The sequence below is a fragment of the Micromonospora sp. FIMYZ51 genome, from assembly GCF_038246755.1.
GTDB lineage: Bacteria > Actinomycetota > Actinomycetes > Mycobacteriales > Micromonosporaceae > Micromonospora.
Map to the genome: position 1 here is coordinate 4889407 of NZ_CP134706.1, position 16089 is coordinate 4905495.

16 protein-coding genes are annotated in these 16089 nt (G+C 72.4%); 8 read left to right on the forward strand and 8 right to left on the reverse strand.

The genetic code is table 11. From position 1 onward, the window contains the following. Positions 1–126: 126 nt before the first annotated feature. Together QQG74_RS21850 and QQG74_RS21855 are read left to right on the forward strand one after the other, a co-directional pair. On the forward strand, positions 127–258 hold the full coding sequence (locus QQG74_RS21850; protein ID WP_341716620.1) for a hypothetical protein: 132 nt from the start codon (positions 127–129) through the stop codon (positions 256–258). A 9-nt stretch (positions 259–267) separates the two neighbouring features. Next, the gene (locus QQG74_RS21855) at positions 268–1500 is read left to right on the forward strand and encodes an MFS transporter (protein ID WP_341716621.1); all 1233 of its coding nucleotides are present in this window, start codon (positions 268–270) and stop codon (positions 1498–1500) included. Positions 1501–1590: 90 nt separating this feature from the next. Here the strand turns inward: QQG74_RS21855 and QQG74_RS21860 are convergent, their stop codons facing one another. From QQG74_RS21860 to QQG74_RS21870, 3 genes are all read right to left on the reverse strand, one after another. Continuing rightward, on the reverse strand, positions 1591–2004 hold the full coding sequence (locus tag QQG74_RS21860) for a roadblock/LC7 domain-containing protein (protein WP_155218583.1): 414 nt from the start codon (positions 2002–2004) through the stop codon (positions 1591–1593). 5 nt (positions 2005–2009) lie between these two features. Then, a complete protein-coding gene (locus QQG74_RS21865; RefSeq protein ID WP_341716622.1) occupies positions 2010–4517 on the reverse strand; it encodes a nitrate- and nitrite sensing domain-containing protein in 2508 nt (835 codons plus the stop codon). Between the two features lie 124 nt (positions 4518–4641). Further along, positions 4642–6027, reverse strand: coding sequence for an FGGY family carbohydrate kinase (locus QQG74_RS21870; RefSeq protein ID WP_341716623.1), 1386 nt, complete (start codon positions 6025–6027; stop codon positions 4642–4644). A gap of 253 nt (positions 6028–6280) precedes the next feature. On the opposite strand from QQG74_RS21870, the gene QQG74_RS21875 reads away from it, so the two are divergent. Next, complete coding sequence (locus tag QQG74_RS21875) at positions 6281–8194, forward strand: anthranilate synthase family protein (RefSeq protein WP_341716624.1); 1914 nt, start codon at positions 6281–6283, stop codon at positions 8192–8194. Positions 8195–8382: 188 nt separating this feature from the next. On the opposite strand, the gene wrbA is transcribed toward QQG74_RS21875, so the two are convergent. After that, positions 8383–9000 (reverse strand): NAD(P)H:quinone oxidoreductase, encoded by a 618-nt coding sequence (gene wrbA, locus QQG74_RS21880; RefSeq protein ID WP_341716625.1) that lies wholly within the window; start codon positions 8998–9000, stop codon positions 8383–8385. Positions 9001–9230: 230 nt separating this feature from the next. Here wrbA and QQG74_RS21885 point away from each other — a divergent pair, with 230 nt between their 5' ends. The 3 genes from QQG74_RS21885 to QQG74_RS21895 all read left to right on the forward strand — a co-directional run bounded on the left by QQG74_RS21885 (position 9231) and on the right by QQG74_RS21895 (position 12313). Next, complete coding sequence (locus QQG74_RS21885; RefSeq protein ID WP_341721309.1) at positions 9231–9818, forward strand: HAD family phosphatase; 588 nt, start codon at positions 9231–9233, stop codon at positions 9816–9818. Between the two features lie 349 nt (positions 9819–10167). After that, entirely contained in the window at positions 10168–11238 is a 1071-nt protein-coding gene (locus QQG74_RS21890; RefSeq protein WP_341721310.1) for a winged helix DNA-binding domain-containing protein, read from the forward strand. 70 nt (positions 11239–11308) lie between these two features. Beyond that, positions 11309–12313, forward strand: a complete 1005-nt coding sequence (locus QQG74_RS21895) for a reductase (RefSeq protein ID WP_341716626.1) — start codon at positions 11309–11311, stop codon at positions 12311–12313. A 45-nt stretch (positions 12314–12358) separates the two neighbouring features. Here QQG74_RS21895 and QQG74_RS21900 read toward each other — a convergent pair whose 3' ends face one another. Further along, a complete protein-coding gene (locus QQG74_RS21900; RefSeq protein WP_341716627.1) occupies positions 12359–12739 on the reverse strand; it encodes a helix-turn-helix domain-containing protein in 381 nt (126 codons plus the stop codon). Positions 12740–12868: 129 nt separating this feature from the next. Between QQG74_RS21900 and QQG74_RS21905 the strand changes: the two genes are divergently transcribed. Further along, the gene (locus QQG74_RS21905) at positions 12869–13288 is read left to right on the forward strand and encodes a RidA family protein (protein ID WP_341716628.1); all 420 of its coding nucleotides are present in this window, start codon (positions 12869–12871) and stop codon (positions 13286–13288) included. A 25-nt stretch (positions 13289–13313) separates the two neighbouring features. Here the strand turns inward: QQG74_RS21905 and QQG74_RS21910 are convergent, their stop codons facing one another. The 3 genes from QQG74_RS21910 to QQG74_RS21920 all read right to left on the reverse strand — a co-directional run bounded on the left by QQG74_RS21910 (position 13314) and on the right by QQG74_RS21920 (position 15311). After that, positions 13314–14174 carry an alpha/beta hydrolase gene (locus QQG74_RS21910; protein WP_341716629.1) on the reverse strand — a complete coding sequence of 287 codons (861 nt, stop codon included), beginning with the start codon at positions 14172–14174 and terminating at the stop codon, positions 13314–13316. A gap of 178 nt (positions 14175–14352) precedes the next feature. After that, a complete protein-coding gene (locus tag QQG74_RS21915; RefSeq protein WP_341716630.1) occupies positions 14353–14553 on the reverse strand; it encodes a DUF397 domain-containing protein in 201 nt (66 codons plus the stop codon). Continuing rightward, a complete protein-coding gene (locus tag QQG74_RS21920; protein ID WP_341721311.1) occupies positions 14544–15311 on the reverse strand; it encodes a Scr1 family TA system antitoxin-like transcriptional regulator in 768 nt (255 codons plus the stop codon). Before QQG74_RS21920 ends, QQG74_RS21915 begins: the two co-directional genes overlap by 10 nt. A gap of 425 nt (positions 15312–15736) precedes the next feature. Here QQG74_RS21920 and QQG74_RS21925 point away from each other — a divergent pair, with 425 nt between their 5' ends. Then, entirely contained in the window at positions 15737–15985 is a 249-nt protein-coding gene (locus QQG74_RS21925) for a flavin reductase (RefSeq protein ID WP_341716631.1), read from the forward strand. The last annotated feature ends 104 nt before the right edge of the window (positions 15986–16089 follow it).

Consider the following 16089-nt stretch of genomic DNA (forward strand, 5'->3'; position numbering starts at 1 on the left):
GTAGAGGAAGGGCCCCTTCTTAACACTTGCGCCGAGCGGCCCGCCGCGCCCGCTCGCCGGCAGCCTCCGATCGCCGGCGAGCGGGGCGCGTGCGCCAACCGGATGAGAGGGCACGGCGCCAACCGGGTGAGAGCACGGGTGCGCGAGGCGGCATTCGGCATCCAGCTCGACGCCGCGTTCCGCAACGCCGATCTGCACTCCCCGGTGCGGGCGCGAGGCGGCAACGGGTGGGCGTACCCACGGTGTCTGATCTATTAGAGTCGCCACGTGGAGAACCAGGCTCACTCGCTCGGACGACCGTTCTGGACGTTCTGGAGCGCCGCCGCGTTGGCCAACCTCGGCGACGGCATCCGGGTCGCGGCATTCCCGCTGCTGGCCGCCGCGCTCACCGATGATCCGCTGGCCGTGGCCGCCGTCGCCGCCGCCCAGTTCCTGCCGTGGCTCGTCTCCGGCCTGTTCGCCGGTGCTCTCGCCGACCGCCGTGGTGCCCGTACGCTGCTGGCCGCCGCCGACACCGGCCGGGTGGTCGTGCTGGCCACCCTGGCCACCGCGGTCGCCCTCGGTTGGGCCACCATCGCCCTGGTCGTGGCCGCCGCGTTCCTGCTCGGCGTCGGCGAGACCGTCCGCGACACCGCCGCCCAGACCGCCGTACCCAGGTTGGTCACCGACGCCCAACTGGAGAAGGCCAACGGTCGGCTGGTCGCCGGCGAGATCGTCGGTAACGAGTTCGTCGGGCCACCGGTCGGTGCCCTGCTGTTCGTCCTCGGTGCCGCCATCCCGTTCGCGGTCAACGGTGCGACCCTGGCCCTGGCCGTGATGCTCGTACTCTCGCTGCCGTTGACCCTGGCCCACCGCGCCACCGCCACCAGCGGCGACAGCCCGGCCCCGCAGCGCGACGGCATCCTGGCCGGCCTGCGCTGGCTCGTCCGCCAGCCCATGCTGCGTACCCTGGTCCTGGTCAGCGCCGCCGTGGCCGCCGCCGACACCGCCTGGTTCGCGATCTTCGTGCTCTACGCCCGGGACGCTCTCGGCCTCGGCGCGTTCGGCTTCGGCCTGCTCCTGGCCACCGGCGCGGGTGGCGGCCTGCTCGGCTCGTTCACCGCCGACCGACTGATCGCCCGGTTCCGGCACCGCATCGTGCTGACCTGGTCGATGGCGATCACCGCCGGCGTACCGGTCCTGCTGGCGGTCGTGCCGAACCGGGCCGCCGCAGTGGTCGTGGTGGTCACCACGAGCGCGGCGTTCGCCGTGCTCAATGTCGCCGCCCTTTCCGTACGCCAGCGGCTCGTGCCGACCGGGTTGCTCGGCCGGGTCATCGCCGCCGCCCGCATGATCACCTACAGCAGTACGGCGTTGGGTGCGCTTGCCGGCGGCGCTCTGGCCGCCCGCGCCGGCATCGAGGCGCCGTTCGTGTTCAGCGGCGTGGTCGCCGTCGCCGCGACGGTCGCCTGGTGGCTCGCCTCCCGGCCGGCGGCCCCCGACGCGCTCGGGCTGCGCTGACCGGAAGCGTCAAGGCTGCACTGGACCGGAAGTGTTAAGAAGGGGCCCCGCTACTACCGCAGGCGTTAATAAGGGGCCCTTCCTTACACCTCAGCGGGGGAGGGCTTGTTGGAGTTCGGCGCGTAGGGCGGGGGTCAGCATCTCCCCCGCCTGCTTGGCCAGCCGGGCCATCTCGTAGCCGACCACACCGATGTCGGCGTCCGCCGCCGCCAGGGTGGCCAGGATCGAGCCGTCGCGTACCTGCATCACCAGGAAGTAGCCGCGCCCCATCTCGACCACGGTCTGCTTGACCACGTCACCGTCGAACATCTGGGCGGCACCGGCCGTGATGCTCATCAGGCCCGAGGTGACCGCGGCGAGCTTGTCGGCATGGTCTCGCGGCAGGTGGTCGGAGATCGCCACCAGTAATCCGTCGGAGGAGACCACTACCGCGTGCGCCACTCCCGGCACCCGCTCGGCGAACGCGCTGACCAGCCAGCTCAGGTCCCGAGCCTCCTGCGACAACGTGGTCACTGCTGTCCTCCTCTGTTCGACATCCTGGGCGGTGGCACGGGGATCTCGGTGGTCTCCTCAGCCTCTGCCCGTCGCACACCGCTGTACAACCTCGACAACATCCCGCCGACCGCCTCCGGGTTCGGTTCGTGCCGGGCCGACTGCTGCCGTTGTGGGTTGGCCGGCTCGGTGACGGCGCTCAGCTGCGCCATCGGTACCCGTACCGGCAGGCCCCGCTCGTTGGTGCCGGCGGTCACCGGTACCGCTGGTGGGGCCGGGCTACCGGCGCCCATCGCCGGCACCGCCGACGACGGGCCCTCCCGGGACCACCAACCGCCGCCGGCCGCTGGTGCCGCCGGGGCGAGCACGTCCTCCGCGCGTACCGGCACCGGATGGGCCTGGCGGGGAACCGTGACCGGTCGCCGGCCGGCGACCGGCAGGTCCGCCGGATCCGGGTTGCTCGGTATCTCCGCCCGGGTCCGCCCGGCCGGCAGTCCCCGGGGCGACGGCGGCGGGTCCAGACTCGGTGGCGGGGCCGCCGCCAACAGCGCGCCGGGCAGCCGTACCCGGGCCACCAGGCCGCCGACACCGCCGTGCAGCCGTACCTCGATGCCGTGCCGGGCGGCCAGGTGGCTGACCACGAACAGGCCCATCCGCTCGACCGTGGCCACGTCCGCGGCCGGCGGGGTGGCCAGCACCTCGTTCGCCTCGGCCAGCGCCGCCGGACTCATGCCCAGGCCCTGGTCGGCGACTTCGATCACCGCCCCGGTGCCGTCGGCCCGCGCCATCACCTGTACGAAGGTGTCCGGCCGGGAAAACGCGGTGGCGTTCTCCAGCAGCTCGGCGAGCAGGTGCACCAGCTCACCGACGGCGTGCCCGACGACATGCAGTTCGGCCACCGCCTCGTGTCGGATCCGCTGGTACTGCTCGATCTCGGCGCTGGCCGCCAGCAGCACCGCGCTCAGCCCGATCGGCCGGTTCCACCGACGGGTCGACTCGGTGCCGGCCAGCACCAGCAGGCTCTCGTCGTTACGGCGCATCCGCGCGGCGAGGTGGTCCAGCTTGAACAGGTTCTCCAGCTGGTCGGGGTCGCTCTCCTCACGTTCCAGGTCGTCGAGCAGCTCCAGCTGCCGCTCCACCAGCACCTGGCTGCGCCGGGCGAGGTTGACGAACATCGCGTTGACGTTGCGCCGCATGGTCGCCTGCTCGACCGCCACACCGACCGCGCTGCGGTGCACCGCGACGAACGCCTCGGCCAGTTCACCGATCTCGTCAAGTGAGCGGACCACCGCCGGGGAGACCTCGATGTTCGGCACCCCTCCGGACACCGACCGCAGTCGGGCCAGTGCCTCGGGCAGCTCGATCTGCGCGATGCGCAGTGCCTGCGACCGCAGCAACCGGATCGACCGGGCCATCGACCGACCGATCAGCACGGAGATCAGCACCGCCCCCAGCAGCACCGTGATGATCACACCGACCACCAGCAGCGTCTCGCGCAGCTGCGCGCTGCTGACCGTGTCGGCCTGGTCCGCCGACGTCCGCAGCACCTCGGTTTCGAAGTTGCGCAGCAGCTCGTGCCGCGCCTCGCTGGCCGTCCACCATTCCTCGGGCGGCAGCAGCCTCGGCGTGGCCGCGCCCTGGCTGAGGGCCCGCTCCTCCAGCTGGGCCGCTTTGACGAAGGCCGGATCCTGGCTCACCTGGTCGTAGCGGGCCACCTGGTTGTTTGTGGCGGCGATCCGGAACGCGCCCAGGGCGGTGAACTGGCGCGACCGCAGGTCGGTGAGCGCGGCTGCCGCGCCGGTGTCGTACTCGCGGGCGCGGGAGGCCGCGTACAGCTCCGCGCGCAGCCGCGAGGAGAGTTCCTTGGCCCGGGCGAACTGCACGTAGCGCAGGGTCGCGTCGGACAGCTCCGGCCGGTCGGCACCGGGTGACGGCTGGGCCAGCAGGGTCAGCAGCGAGTCGATCGCCCGGTGGTAGTTGCCCAGGATCGTCTCGTCGCTGAGCACCACGGTGGCCAGGGTTTCCCGGATGTAGTTGACCTGCTGGTATGCCTGCGAGGCCACCGCGTAGCTGCCGCGCCAGGCGGTGTCGTCGTCCGCCACCGGCTCGGCCGCCTGTTGCAGGGCCTGCGCCGCCTGGTCCGAGGCGTCGCGGAACGGTCGCAGGGCGGCCAGCGTCTGGTCGATCCCCTCCTGGCCGACGACGCGCAGCGCGAACAGCTCACCGGCCGTGCGGTCGCGTTCCGCCTGCAACCGGTGCACCAGCTCGGTGATCTCCTGCCCGATCCGGACCTGCGCGGTGAAGTTACCGAGCGTGCTGGCCTGCCCGACCAGGCTCTGGGTCTGCACGCCGGCCAGGACCAGGAAGGCGACCGACGGGATGATCAGCACCGTGGCGAGCTTGGTGCGCATCCGCCAGTCCTGAAGGCGCAACGGGGAGCGACGCCGGTGCGGCACCACCCGGACGTCGAACCGACGCCGACGGTGGTGCGGCACCGCGTGCGTCCGGTCCGGTCCTACACCCACGCGTTCCTCCTCCCCCTCGCGTCCTCCGCGATCCGGGGAGCGCCGTCCATCCAACCAGCCCCCGGAGCAGTGTCAACGGCTCGCCCTTATGAAAGGTTCAGGAAGGGTACCGCCGGCCGCCACCCTATGCTGTGGTCGGCGAGGCTTGATCATCCGTCCGGCCGATGTCGGCCATCATCGCGGCGTCGGCGATCCGGCCGCAGGCGACCAGCGCCGCACCTGTCGCGCCGATCTCCGGGTACCGCCCGAAGCACACCCGCCGGGGAGCCAGCACATCCTGGAACGCGTGGCGCCACCAGGGCGAGGCGGCCATCGCGCCACCGCCCAGCACCACCTCCACCGACTGACCCACGGTGGATTCCAGCGCCGCCAGATCGTCCACCACCTGCACGCACACCCCGCGCATCAGCCCGGCCAGCAGCTCCACCGCGCTGGTGGCGAAGCCCAACCCGCGCAGCTCGCCCGAGCCGGCGGGCCGCAGCCCGGGCGGTCGGTCGCCGCCGAAGCCGACGCCCGCCGGCTGCACCGTGTCCGGCGGCAGCGCCGCCAGCGCTGCGTCCAGCGCCGTGCCGCCGGGCAACCGCAGGGTCCGCTCGGCCCAGGTGAACAGGTTCCCCCCGGAGGAGTACGCCGCCCCGGTCACCACATGGTCGTGGTCCACCCGGTAGCGCCACAGCTGATCCGGCAGCGGCGGCAGCGGCGCTCCCGCGGGCATCCGCTGGACCAGGCGTACCGCCGACGAGGTGCCGACGGTCACCGCCGCCCGGGTCTGGTCGACGCAGCCGGAGCCGACGTTCGAGGCGGCGCCGTCCCCGATCGGAGGGGCCCACCGCGCCCCCGCCAGGTCCGGCCAGCGCCGAGCCGCCTCGGTACGCAGTCGGCCGTACCAGCCGGGCGGCGTCAACTCGGGCAGGTCCGTGCCGCGTACGCCGGCCAGCGCGCAGGCTTCGGCGTCCCAGTCCAGGGTGCACAGGTCCAGCAGGCCGGTGCCGGACGCCTGGGACACCGACATCGGCGCGTCGGTGAGCAGCTCGCCCAGCACGTACTCGACCAGGCCGACGAAGCGGGCCGGCGGCGTGCCGAGGTGGGTGCGCAGCCAGGGCAGCCGCACCGTCCAGTAGCAGCGGTGCCACCAGGTGCCGGTGCGCTGGTGGAAGGCGTCCGGGTCGACCGGGCCAGGCTGCGTCACGGGCGACTCGGACCGGGTGTCCAGCCAGGTGAGCACCGGGCCGAGTGGCTCGCCGGACGAGCCGAGCGGCAGCACCGAGTGCCACTGGGCGCTGATCGCCACCAACTCCACCCCGCGCAGCCGACCCCGCTGGCTCAGCTCGTCCAGGCACTCGGCGAGGCAGGCCAGGTAGTTGCGGGCGTCCACGGTGCCGGTGCCGTCGTCCTGCGCGGTAAGCATCACCCGGCGGCGGGCCAGTACGCCCGGCATCGGCCGGGCGTCGCCGTCCAACACGAGCCCGCGTACCGAGGAGGTGCCCAGGTCGAGCGCGAGAATCTTCATCGCGGGTCAACGTACCCGCTGGCTCCGGCGACACAACCGCAGCGCGCACCAGGTACGCCGATCGGCTTCCGCGCCGAAGGTCGGGCGCGTACAGTGACCGCATGCTTGCGCGACTGACCTGCTGGTGGCCCGCCGACCCGGCGGCCCATCCCCGCGCGTAGCTTCCCCACGCGGCCGCCCGACGAGGCGGCCGCCGGTCACTTCCCGGCCCGTGGGCCGCCGACGACGGCGGCACCCGGCCCAGAGGAGACCGATGACCCCGCTTACCGACCTGCTCGCCACCCTCGCCACCGGTGCCGATCCGGGCCCGTTCGCGCTGGTGCGCCGAGAGGGCGCCGACCACCTGGAGCTGTTCACCGGTTCGGTGCACGTCGTCGACCGGCTCGCCGACATCCCGCTGCCCACCGGTGCACCCGGCCCCGCCACGCTGGCGCTGGTGCCGTACCGGCAGGTCGCCGAGCGGGGCTTCGCCTGCGTTGACGACGGCGTGCCGCTGGAGTGCCTGCGCATCGCCGGTCAGCACCGGCTGCCGCTGGCCGCCGTGCTGGACGCCCTGCCCGCCACCCCGGTACGCACCACCGGCGCGGCGTTCGACGTCACCGACGACGAGTACGCCGCCACCGTCGCCCGGGTGCTCGCCGAGGAGATCGGCCGGGGCGAGGGCGCCAACTTCGTCATCCACCGCGCCCTGCACGCCCGGGTGCAGGGCGCGCCGGTGACCGCCGCGCTGGCCGCGCTGCGCGCGTTGCTGCTGCGTGAACGCGGCGCGTACTGGACGTTCGTGCTGCACACCGGTACCCGCACGCTTGTCGGCGCCAGCCCCGAGCGGCACGTGAGCGTCGATGACGGGCTGGTCATGATGAACCCGATCAGCGGCACCTTCCGGCACACCGGGGCCAGCGTCGACCGGGCCGCGCTGCTGCGCTTCCTCGCCGACACCAAGGAGACCGAGGAGCTGTACATGGTCCTCGACGAGGAGCTGAAGATGATGGCCACCGTGGCCGAGCAGGGCGGGCAGGTGGTGGGGCCGTACCTGAAGGAGATGTCGCACCTGGCGCACACCGAGTACCTGCTCGCCGGGCGCGGCTCGAAGGACGTGCGGGAGGTGTTGCGGGAAACGATGTTCGCGCCGACCGTGACGGGCAGTCCGATGGAGAACGCCTGCCGGGTGATCGCCCGGCACGAGCCGGCCGGGCGTCGCTACTACGGCGCGGTGCTGGCGCTGCTCGGTCACGACGAGGCCGGCCGGCAGACCCTGGACGCGCCGATCCTCATCCGCACCGCCGAGATCTCTCCCGCCGGTGAGCTGCGGGTGCCGGTCGGAGCGACGCTGGTACGCCACTCCACTGCGGCGGCCGAGGTCGCCGAGACCCACGCCAAGGCCGCCGGGGTGCTGGCCGCGCTCGGCCTGGGACCGCAGGCGGCGGCGACCGGCCCGGATCCGGCGGTACGGCTCGCCGACGATCCCGACGTACGCGCCGCGCTGGCCGCCCGCAACGCGCCGCTGGCCCGGTTCTGGCTGGACCAGCGGCCCCCGGGTGCCCACACGGTGCCCGGGTTGGCCGGTCGTCGGGTGCTGATCGTCGACGGCGAGGACACCTTCACCGGGATGCTGGCCCACCAGCTCGGCGCGCTCGGACTGGCGGTGACCCTCCGGCCGTGGCACGACGCCGCCCCGGTGTCCGGGTACGACCTGGTGGTGGTGGGGCCGGGGCCGGGTGACCCGACCGAGCACACTGCGAAGATGACCGCGCTGCGCGCACTGCTGGCCACGCTGCTGGACAGCGGGCAGCCGACCCTCGCCGTCTGCCTGGGTCACCAGCTCCTCGCCGGGCTGCTCGGGCTGGCCGTGCACCGCCGTGCCGCGCCGTACCAGGGGCTGCAACGCACGGTGCCGCTGTTCGGTACGCCCCGGCGGGTCGGCTTCTACGCCACCTTCACCGCCCGCGCCGCCGCCGACCGGCTGGACGGCCCGTACGGTCCGGTCGAGCTGGCCCGCGACGAGGTCGACGGTGCGGTGCACGCGCTGCGCGGTCGGGGCTTCGCCGGGGTGCAGTTCCACCCGGAGTCGGTGCTCAGCCCGGACGGCGTGGCGGTCCTGGCCGACCTGCTGCGGGCCCTGCTGCCGGCGCCCGCCGGGAAGTTGTCGGGCAACGCGCCGGCATAGTCGGACCGATCCGGGGTAGCGCTGTGACAGCCGGCGGTCCGGGCGGGTTTGAGAGCCCTCGCCCGGACCGCCGGCCCGCTTGGTCGGCCGCCGGATCCCGGACCGCCGGTCCGCTCGGTCGGCCGCCGGATCCCGGACCGCCGGTCCGCTCGGTCGGCCGCCGGATCCCGGACCGCCGCGCACCGGCTTCAGCCGGCCATGCCCTGCTTGAGCGCGGCACCGATGCGCACCGCCCGCTTGGCGGTCAGGGCGGTCGCCGACAGGGCGACGTGGTCCGGGGCGATCTCGCCGTTGTTGCTGGTGTGCGACGCGCCGTACGGGTTTCCGGCGACGAACTGGCTCGGGTCGGTGTAGCCGGGGGTGACCACGATCCCGCCCCAGTGGTAGAAGACGTTGAACAGCGACAGCAGGGTGGCCTCCTGCCCGCCGTGCTCGGTCGCCGTGGAGGTGAAGCCCGAGTACACCTTGTCGGCAAGCATTCCCTGCGCCCAGAGGGGGCCGGTGGTGTCGATGAACTGCTTGAGCTGGGCGGCGACCATTCCGTACCGGGTCGGCGAACCGAAGATCACCACGTCGGCCCAGCTGAGATCGTCCGGCTCGGCCTCCTCGACGTCCTGCGTTTCCAGCCGGTGCGCCTCCCACCCGGAGTTGGCGCGGATCGCCTCGTCCGGCGCCAACTCCCGCACCTTGCGCAGCCGCACCTCCGCGCCTGCCTCACCGGCGGCCTCGCAGGCTGCCTGCGCCATCTGGTAGGTGATGCCGGTCGCGCTGTAGTAGATCACCGCTACCTTGACCTGTGCCGCCATCGCACGTCCTTTCTGATTTGGGTCAGCTTCGGCGACTACCCGGTGTTTGCGACGGCAAACATCGACAATTCCCCCCTTTGCTGCCATCTGCCCTGCTCACCGGCCAGATCAGCGTGCTGTCTGTCCACCGGTCGACGGACAGCGGCGTTCCGTCCACCGGTCCCCGGCGCCCTCTGAAGCGGGCGGCGGATCATCGCTGATCGGCGCCGGCCGATAGCCTGGGCGGCGTGATGCTGCCCCTGCCCACCGGCGAGTTCCAGGCGTACCTGTTCGACTGTGACGGCACCATCGTCGACTCGATGCCGCTGCACTACACGGCCTGGCGGCAGACCCTCGACGAGTGGGACTGCCCCTTCCCCGAGCACCTCTTCTACGCCTGGGCCGGGCGGCCGACCGCCGACATCGTGGCCGACCTCAACGATCGGCACGGGCTGGACATGCCGCTGGCGGCGGTCGTCGCCCGCCGGGAGGCCCGCTACGAGCAGCTGCTGCCCACCGCGACCGGCATCCCCGGGGTGCTGCACCACATCGACGACGCGCACGGACGCATCCCGTTCGCCGTGGTCTCCGGCAGTACCCGGGCGGCGGTCACCGCCTCACTCGACGCGCTGGGCATCCTGGACCGCTTCGACGTGCTGGTCTGCGCCGAGGACTACACTCGGCCCAAGCCCGACCCGGAACCGTTCCTGCGCGCCGCCGAACTGCTCGGCGTACCGCCGCGCTCCTGCCTGGTCTTCGAGGACGCCGACCTGGGCATCGCCGCCGCCGCCGCAGCCGGCATGGCCGCGGTACGGGTGCCGCAGCCCCGCCAGGGCTGACCCGGCCAGCTGCCCGTCACTGCGTACTTGCTCAAGTTATCCGCAAGTTGCCCCGAGCACAGTTCTCGGCCGGGCTGGAAAGCGCCATCCTGGTGACACCGGTGCCGGCGACCCGATCGCCGCCGGCGCACCGGCGAACCTGAACGGGGGATCGCGCTCCGCCACCAACGGCGTTGGCGTAGCGCGATCAGGGGCGGAGTCGGGCGCGGTCGGCGTACCGATGTCGGTGCCCACGCTTATGCTGCCGTCGACCTGTTGCAGGAAGGCGGCCGATCTCGTGACACTCACCGGTTCGACGGCACCCACCGGTTCGACGGCGCTCACCGGCGCCGAGGCGCTCGCACTGCGGATGTGCAGCCTCCGGCTGCGTCCACACCCCGCCGCCGCACCGCTGAGCACCGTGGCCGAGGTGGTGGAGTGGTTCGGCGCCATGCAGGCGCAGGACCTGGCCAGCGGCATGTGGTCGCTTGGCGTACGGCTGCCCGGGTCCACTCACGCGGACGTGCACGCCGCGCTTGAGCGCCGGGAGGCCCTGCGGACCTGGCCGATGCGCGGCACCATCCACCTCGTACCGGCCCGCGAGGCCCGCTGGATGCTGGAGCTGACCGGCGTACGCGCCCTGGCCGGCGCGGCGCGACGGCGCGAGTTCCTCGGCCTGTCCGAGGCCGACGCGGATCGCGCGGTCGACGTGCTTGGTCAGGCGCTGGCCGGTGGCGGCCGGCTGACCCGCACCGAGTGCGTGGCCGCATTGACCTCGGCCGGCATCGACGGCGCCGGCCAACGCGGCTACCACCTGCTCTGGTACGCCAGCCAGCGCGGCGTCACCTGCATCGCCCCCAACGTCGGCACCGAGCAGACCTTCGCGCTGCTCGACGAGTGGGCACCCGGCCAGCGCCAGCTCGACCGGGACGAGGCGCTGGCCACCCTGGCGCTGCGCTACTTCCGCAGCCACGGCCCCACCAGCCGGCAGGACTTCGCCGGTTGGACCGGCCTGACCGCGACCGACGCGAAGCGCGCCATCGCCGCCGCCGGGGACGAGCTGGCCACGGTACGCCTCGACGGGGTCGAGGCGGTGCTGCCCGCGCCGCTGCTCGACGCGCCCCGCGCAACCGTCGACGACGTGCTGACCCTGCCCGGCTTCGACGAGTACCTGCTCGGCTACAAGGACCGCGCGCTGATGGTCGACCCGGCACACAAGCAGGCGATCATTCCTGGCGGCAACGGCGTCTTCCAGGCCACCGTCGTGCTCGGCGGCCGGGTGGTCGGCACCTGGAAACGCAGCCTCGCCAAGACCCGGGTCACCCTTGCCGTTGCGCCCCTGGTCGACCTCGACGCCGTACGCCGCAAGCAGGTCGAGCAGGCCCTCGGCCGGTACGCCGACTTCCTCGCCCTGCCACCCCGGGTCACCTGGAGCAGGTGAGCCCGGTCGTGGTTCTGCCCACGGCGAAGATCCTTGGTGGTGTCGGGTCACCGCTGCTTGGCTGGTGGGCATGGAAATGCTGGTGCTGGGTGGGACCGCGTGGTTGGGTCGGGAGGTTTCCCGGCAGGCAGTCGATCGGGGGCACGCGGTCACCTGCCTGGCCCGGGGCGAGAGCGGCGAGGTGCCGCCCGGCGCGGTCCTCGTCGCCGCCGACCGGACCGAGCCCACCGCGTACGACGCGCTGCGCGGCCGGGACTGGGACGCCGTCATCGAGGTGTCATGGCAGCCGGGCTTCGTCCGGGACGCCCTGCGGGTGCTTGGCGACCGGGCCCGGCACTGGAGCTACGTCTCCTCGGCCAGCGCCTACGCCAAACACGACACGCCCGGCGCCGACGAGTCCGCCGCCACCCTGCCGGCGACGACCCGGGAGGTGGTCGGCCGCGAGGCGTACGGCGAGGCCAAGGTCGCCTGCGAACAGCTCTGCGCGGCCGAGGTGGGTGACCGGTTGCTGGTGGCCCGCGCCGGGCTGATCGGCGGTCCCGGTGACCACACCGGTCGTTCCGGCTACTGGGTGGCCCGCGCCGCCCGCGACCCCGACGCACCGATGCTGGTCCCGCGCACTCCCGACCTGCCGACCCAGGTCATCGACGTACGCGACCTGGCGGCCTGGCTGCTCGACAGCGCCCAGGCCGGCACGGTCGGCACGTTCAACGCGGTCGGCCCGGTGGTGCCGTTCGGCGAGTGGATCGCCCGGTGCCGTGCCGTCGGTGGGCACACCGGCCCGGTGGTGGATGCCGATCCGGACTGGCTGCTGGCTCAGGGGGTGGCGCAGTACATGGGCCCGGGGTCGCTGCCGATGTGGCTTGTCGAGCCCGACTGGCGGGGCTTCTCGGCGCGCAGCGGCGCGGCGGCCAGCGCCGCCGGGCTGCGGCACCGACCGCGCGCCGACCTGCTGGCGGAGACCCTGGCCTGGGAACGTGCGGCCGGGCTGCACCGCCCACGGCCCGCCGGGCTGAGCGCCGCCCGCGAGGCGGAGTTGCTCGCCACCATGCCCCGGTCAGCCGGTACGGCCTGAGGCACCGGGCACGGCACGCTCCCGCGCCTACCGGGCCTCGCCCGCTCAGGAGCCGAAGCTGTGGCGTGCGCTCTCGATGTGCCCGATGTTGCGACGGGTCCACTCGCACATCAGATCGACAGTGGCGCGCAGTTCGCGGCCGGGGTTGGTGAGCGTGTACTCGACCCGTGGCGGGACCGTCGGATGCACGGTGCGCTCGACCAGGCCGTTGCGTTCCATCATGCGCAGGTTCTGGGTCAGCATCTTGTGGCTGATGCCTTCGAGCGCGTCGCGCAGTTCGCTGAAGCGCAGCGTGCCGTCACCCAGGGTCTCGATGATCAGCAGGGCCCACTTGTTGGCGACGTCCGAGAAGATCTCCCGCGCCAGGGTGCCGGCCCGCATGATGTCGTCCTGGGCGGGATCGCCGGACCGGGTGGTGGTCACCATCAGGTTCCTCCGTCACCGAAAAGTGCCTTCTTCCATGTTCGCTCGCACTCTCCTACGGTTTCTAAGTAACCGCAAGTGACCACGGGGTCGGCACCGACGATCACGTGGCGAAAGAGGGAGCGACACATCATGGCCGTCACACTCACCAATCCCCAGGGACTCCCCACGAGCCCCGTGTACCACCATGTCGCGGTCGCCACCGGTGGCCGGCAGATCTTCGTCGCCGGTCAGGTCGCCTGGGACGCCGACGGCGTCACGGTCGGCGTCGGCGATCTCGCGGCCCAGGTCGAGCAGAGCTACGCAAACGTCGCCACCGCCCTGGCCGGGGTCGGTGCCGGGATCGACGATGTCGTGCGACTGACCGTCTACGTGGTGGACTGGACGCCGGACAAGATGCCTGCCTTCCTGGACGGCGTGGCCCGCGCCGCAGCCCGGCTCGGCAGCACTCCGACGGCACCGGCGACGTTGATCGGCGTCGCCGCCCTGCACACCCCGGAACATCTGGTCGAGGTCGAAGCGACCGCAGTCGCAAGTGCACCGGCAAGCTGATCCGGGATGTCGCGTTGCAGGTCGGTCAGGAGGCCGGGTCGGTGGCCAGAAAGGCGCGGATGGCTTCGGTGATGGCGGGCCAGTCGGCGGCGAACTCGTAGAAATGGTGGTTCGCCTGGCTCTCGACCAGCTGCACTCGGGAGATCCCGGCGACCAGGGCCTCGGCGTGCGCGAACGGCACGGCACCATCGCGGCGGCTGGCGATCACCAGGGTCGGCTGGCTGACCTGACTGGTGAGATCCTCGCTCGGCCGCATGTCGTTACGGAATCCTGAGCCGGAGCGCATCCGGGAGAAGAGCCAGACCAGTTGCGTACGCTGCTGCGGGCTCAGTTCCGCAAGCGCCCGATCCGGCGGCAGGGCGGAGAGGCCGGCGAGCAACTGCCGCAGGCCCCGCTCCGGCGAGCGGCGCAGCAGCGCCCGCATCCCGCCCCAGGTCACTCCCTCCGTCCACGGCGAGAACATCAGGCCCGCCAGGAGGCGGGTGCGGGGGTCCGGGTAGGGCAGCGGCCCCACCGCAGCCTGTGTGATCAGCCGCTCGACCAGAGCCGGATGACGGGCGGCCAGGGCCACCGCCGTCGGCCCACCGGCCGAGATGCCGACCGACGCCGCGACCCGCTCGATGCCCAGGTGCCGGCAGAGTTCGGCGATCACGTCGGCGAAACCGGACACGCTCGTCCCGGTGCTGAGCGGGGTGCGACCGTACCCGGGACGTGAGGGTGCCAGCACGCTGACGTCCGCTTCGGCGTACACCCGCTCGTCCAACGTCAGGCCGGCCCGCATGTGCCCGCCGTGCAACATCACCACGACGGGGCCGCCCCGACGCTCCAGCCGATATTCCACCTGGCCTGCGGATAGCTCCACAATGGTCGTCGGACGCTCCGTCATCGGGATCACCATACGAAGCGTAGGGCACCACGCCGCAGAGCGATGTCCGGCTCAGCCCGAGGCACGGCTGCTCGGGTGCCTGACTCTCGCCCCACAACAGCGAGAAGCCCTCGGCCAGGTTGCCGAGAGCTTCTGCGGACGGACGTTCGGTCAAGTGATCGCGCGGACGAGCGTTCGGTCAGGTGGTCGCGCCGCCGGCCTTGGTCAGCTCGACGAAGCTACGCCACGCCGCCGGAGCGAAGGCAAGGGTCCCACCATCGCGGTCCTTCGTGTCCCGAACCAGGACAACACCCGAAAGATTGTCGGCGACCTCGACGCAGGCACCGCCGTTGTTGCCGCTCTTACTGCTCTTGCGCCACTGCGCGCCGGTCATGTCCATGCTGCTGCCGCCTCTGTGAGGAGTGCCAGGGACTGGGCTCGCGGTAGGGCTTCCCCGGATATCCGCGCCCATCTGCGTTCCAGGGTAGCGAGTTCGGCGCGCTGCTCCACGATCTGCGCCTGCCCCTGACCGTCGATGTGCGCGATCCGGCTGCCGTCCGGCAGGCCCGCCAGAATGAACGCTCCGCCGTAGCCGGGATGCATGCCGGCACTGGCCGGCACGATGTGCAGTTGCACGGACGGCATCGCGGCGCAAGCCACCAGGTGCTCGCACTGTTCGCGCATCATCGCCCGGTCGCTCCCGGCCGTCCGGCGGAGCGCCAGCTCATCCACTATCGCGACCAGCAGCGGTGGGCGGTCGCGGTGCAGAATGGCCTGTCGGGCAAGGCGACCGGCCACCAGGTCGTCGACCTCGCCCGGGGTGAGATCTTCACCGGCGAGGGTGGCCCGTGCGTAGGCCTCGGTCTGAAGTAGGCCCGGCACCCAGGCCAGCTCGAACCAGCGCAGCGAGACCGCCTCACGTTCATGGGCGGCCCAGGGCCGAAACCAGACCGGCTCACGTCGTTTCAGGACGTCCGGCCACAACTCGGTGATCTCGCGCCCGAGCAGTCGGGCGACCTGGGCACGGTGCCGCGTCTGGGGGATGCGTCCCGGGTTTGCCCAACGGGCGGCGGTCTTCGGATCGACGCCCGTTTCGGCGGCGAGCGCGTCGGCGGTCAAACCAGCCTCGGTCATGGCCTCGATTACCAGGTGGTTCATCCTCTGCCCCTTCAGGACGTCCCAGATACTCGCCACCCATCCTGTTACGGGGTGTGTTTGATTGGCAACCCTCGGCAAGGTATTTGTCAGACGGCAGTGCCGGTGGAGGCAGCCGAGGCCCGCCGGTCCTGCTGTCGGGGGCCGCCCCAGAAAGGCGAGCACCTCCGGGGCGGCCCCCTCCCACAGCCTGTGTCGACTCGAGGAGGCTCCGGTGCCCCGGCAAAAGCCCGCGAACGCCGCGCCACAGTCCCGCTGGTCCGGCCGGTTCAACCACAGCCATGTCCGGTGACCGCACGCCTGAGGGGCAGGGGCAGGAGGCGGCAGTTGTGCGTGATGCCGGAGGGTCTGCGCCCGGTGAACGTACCGCCGCTCCGGTACGCCGCACGGCGCTCCCCGCGCCGCTCCGGCGGCGTACCCGTGGGCGGATGAGCCCTGGGCCGGACGGGCATGTGGCTTCCCGGCCCAGCTGGCGCTGCGCGGCGTGTGGGAGTGCCTGGCCGTGCTCGTCGGCGAAGCTGCGCCTGCTCGCGGAGTATCGGGGCAACAGGCCCGGCCTGCTGGTCTACCTCGCGGCGCTCTGGGAGGAGGCTGCCGCGCAGCTCGCCGATGTGCACGACGGCGAGCCGCCGACCGACCTGCACCGGCGCTTCATGGCCTGGGTCCCGGACCGGTAGCCGACCGTCTCGTGCCCGCGACGCTCCTGTGTCGCGGGCACGAGACGATTGAACTGTTAAAAGGGGGCCCTTCCTCTACACCAGGCGTTAATAAGGTGCCCTTC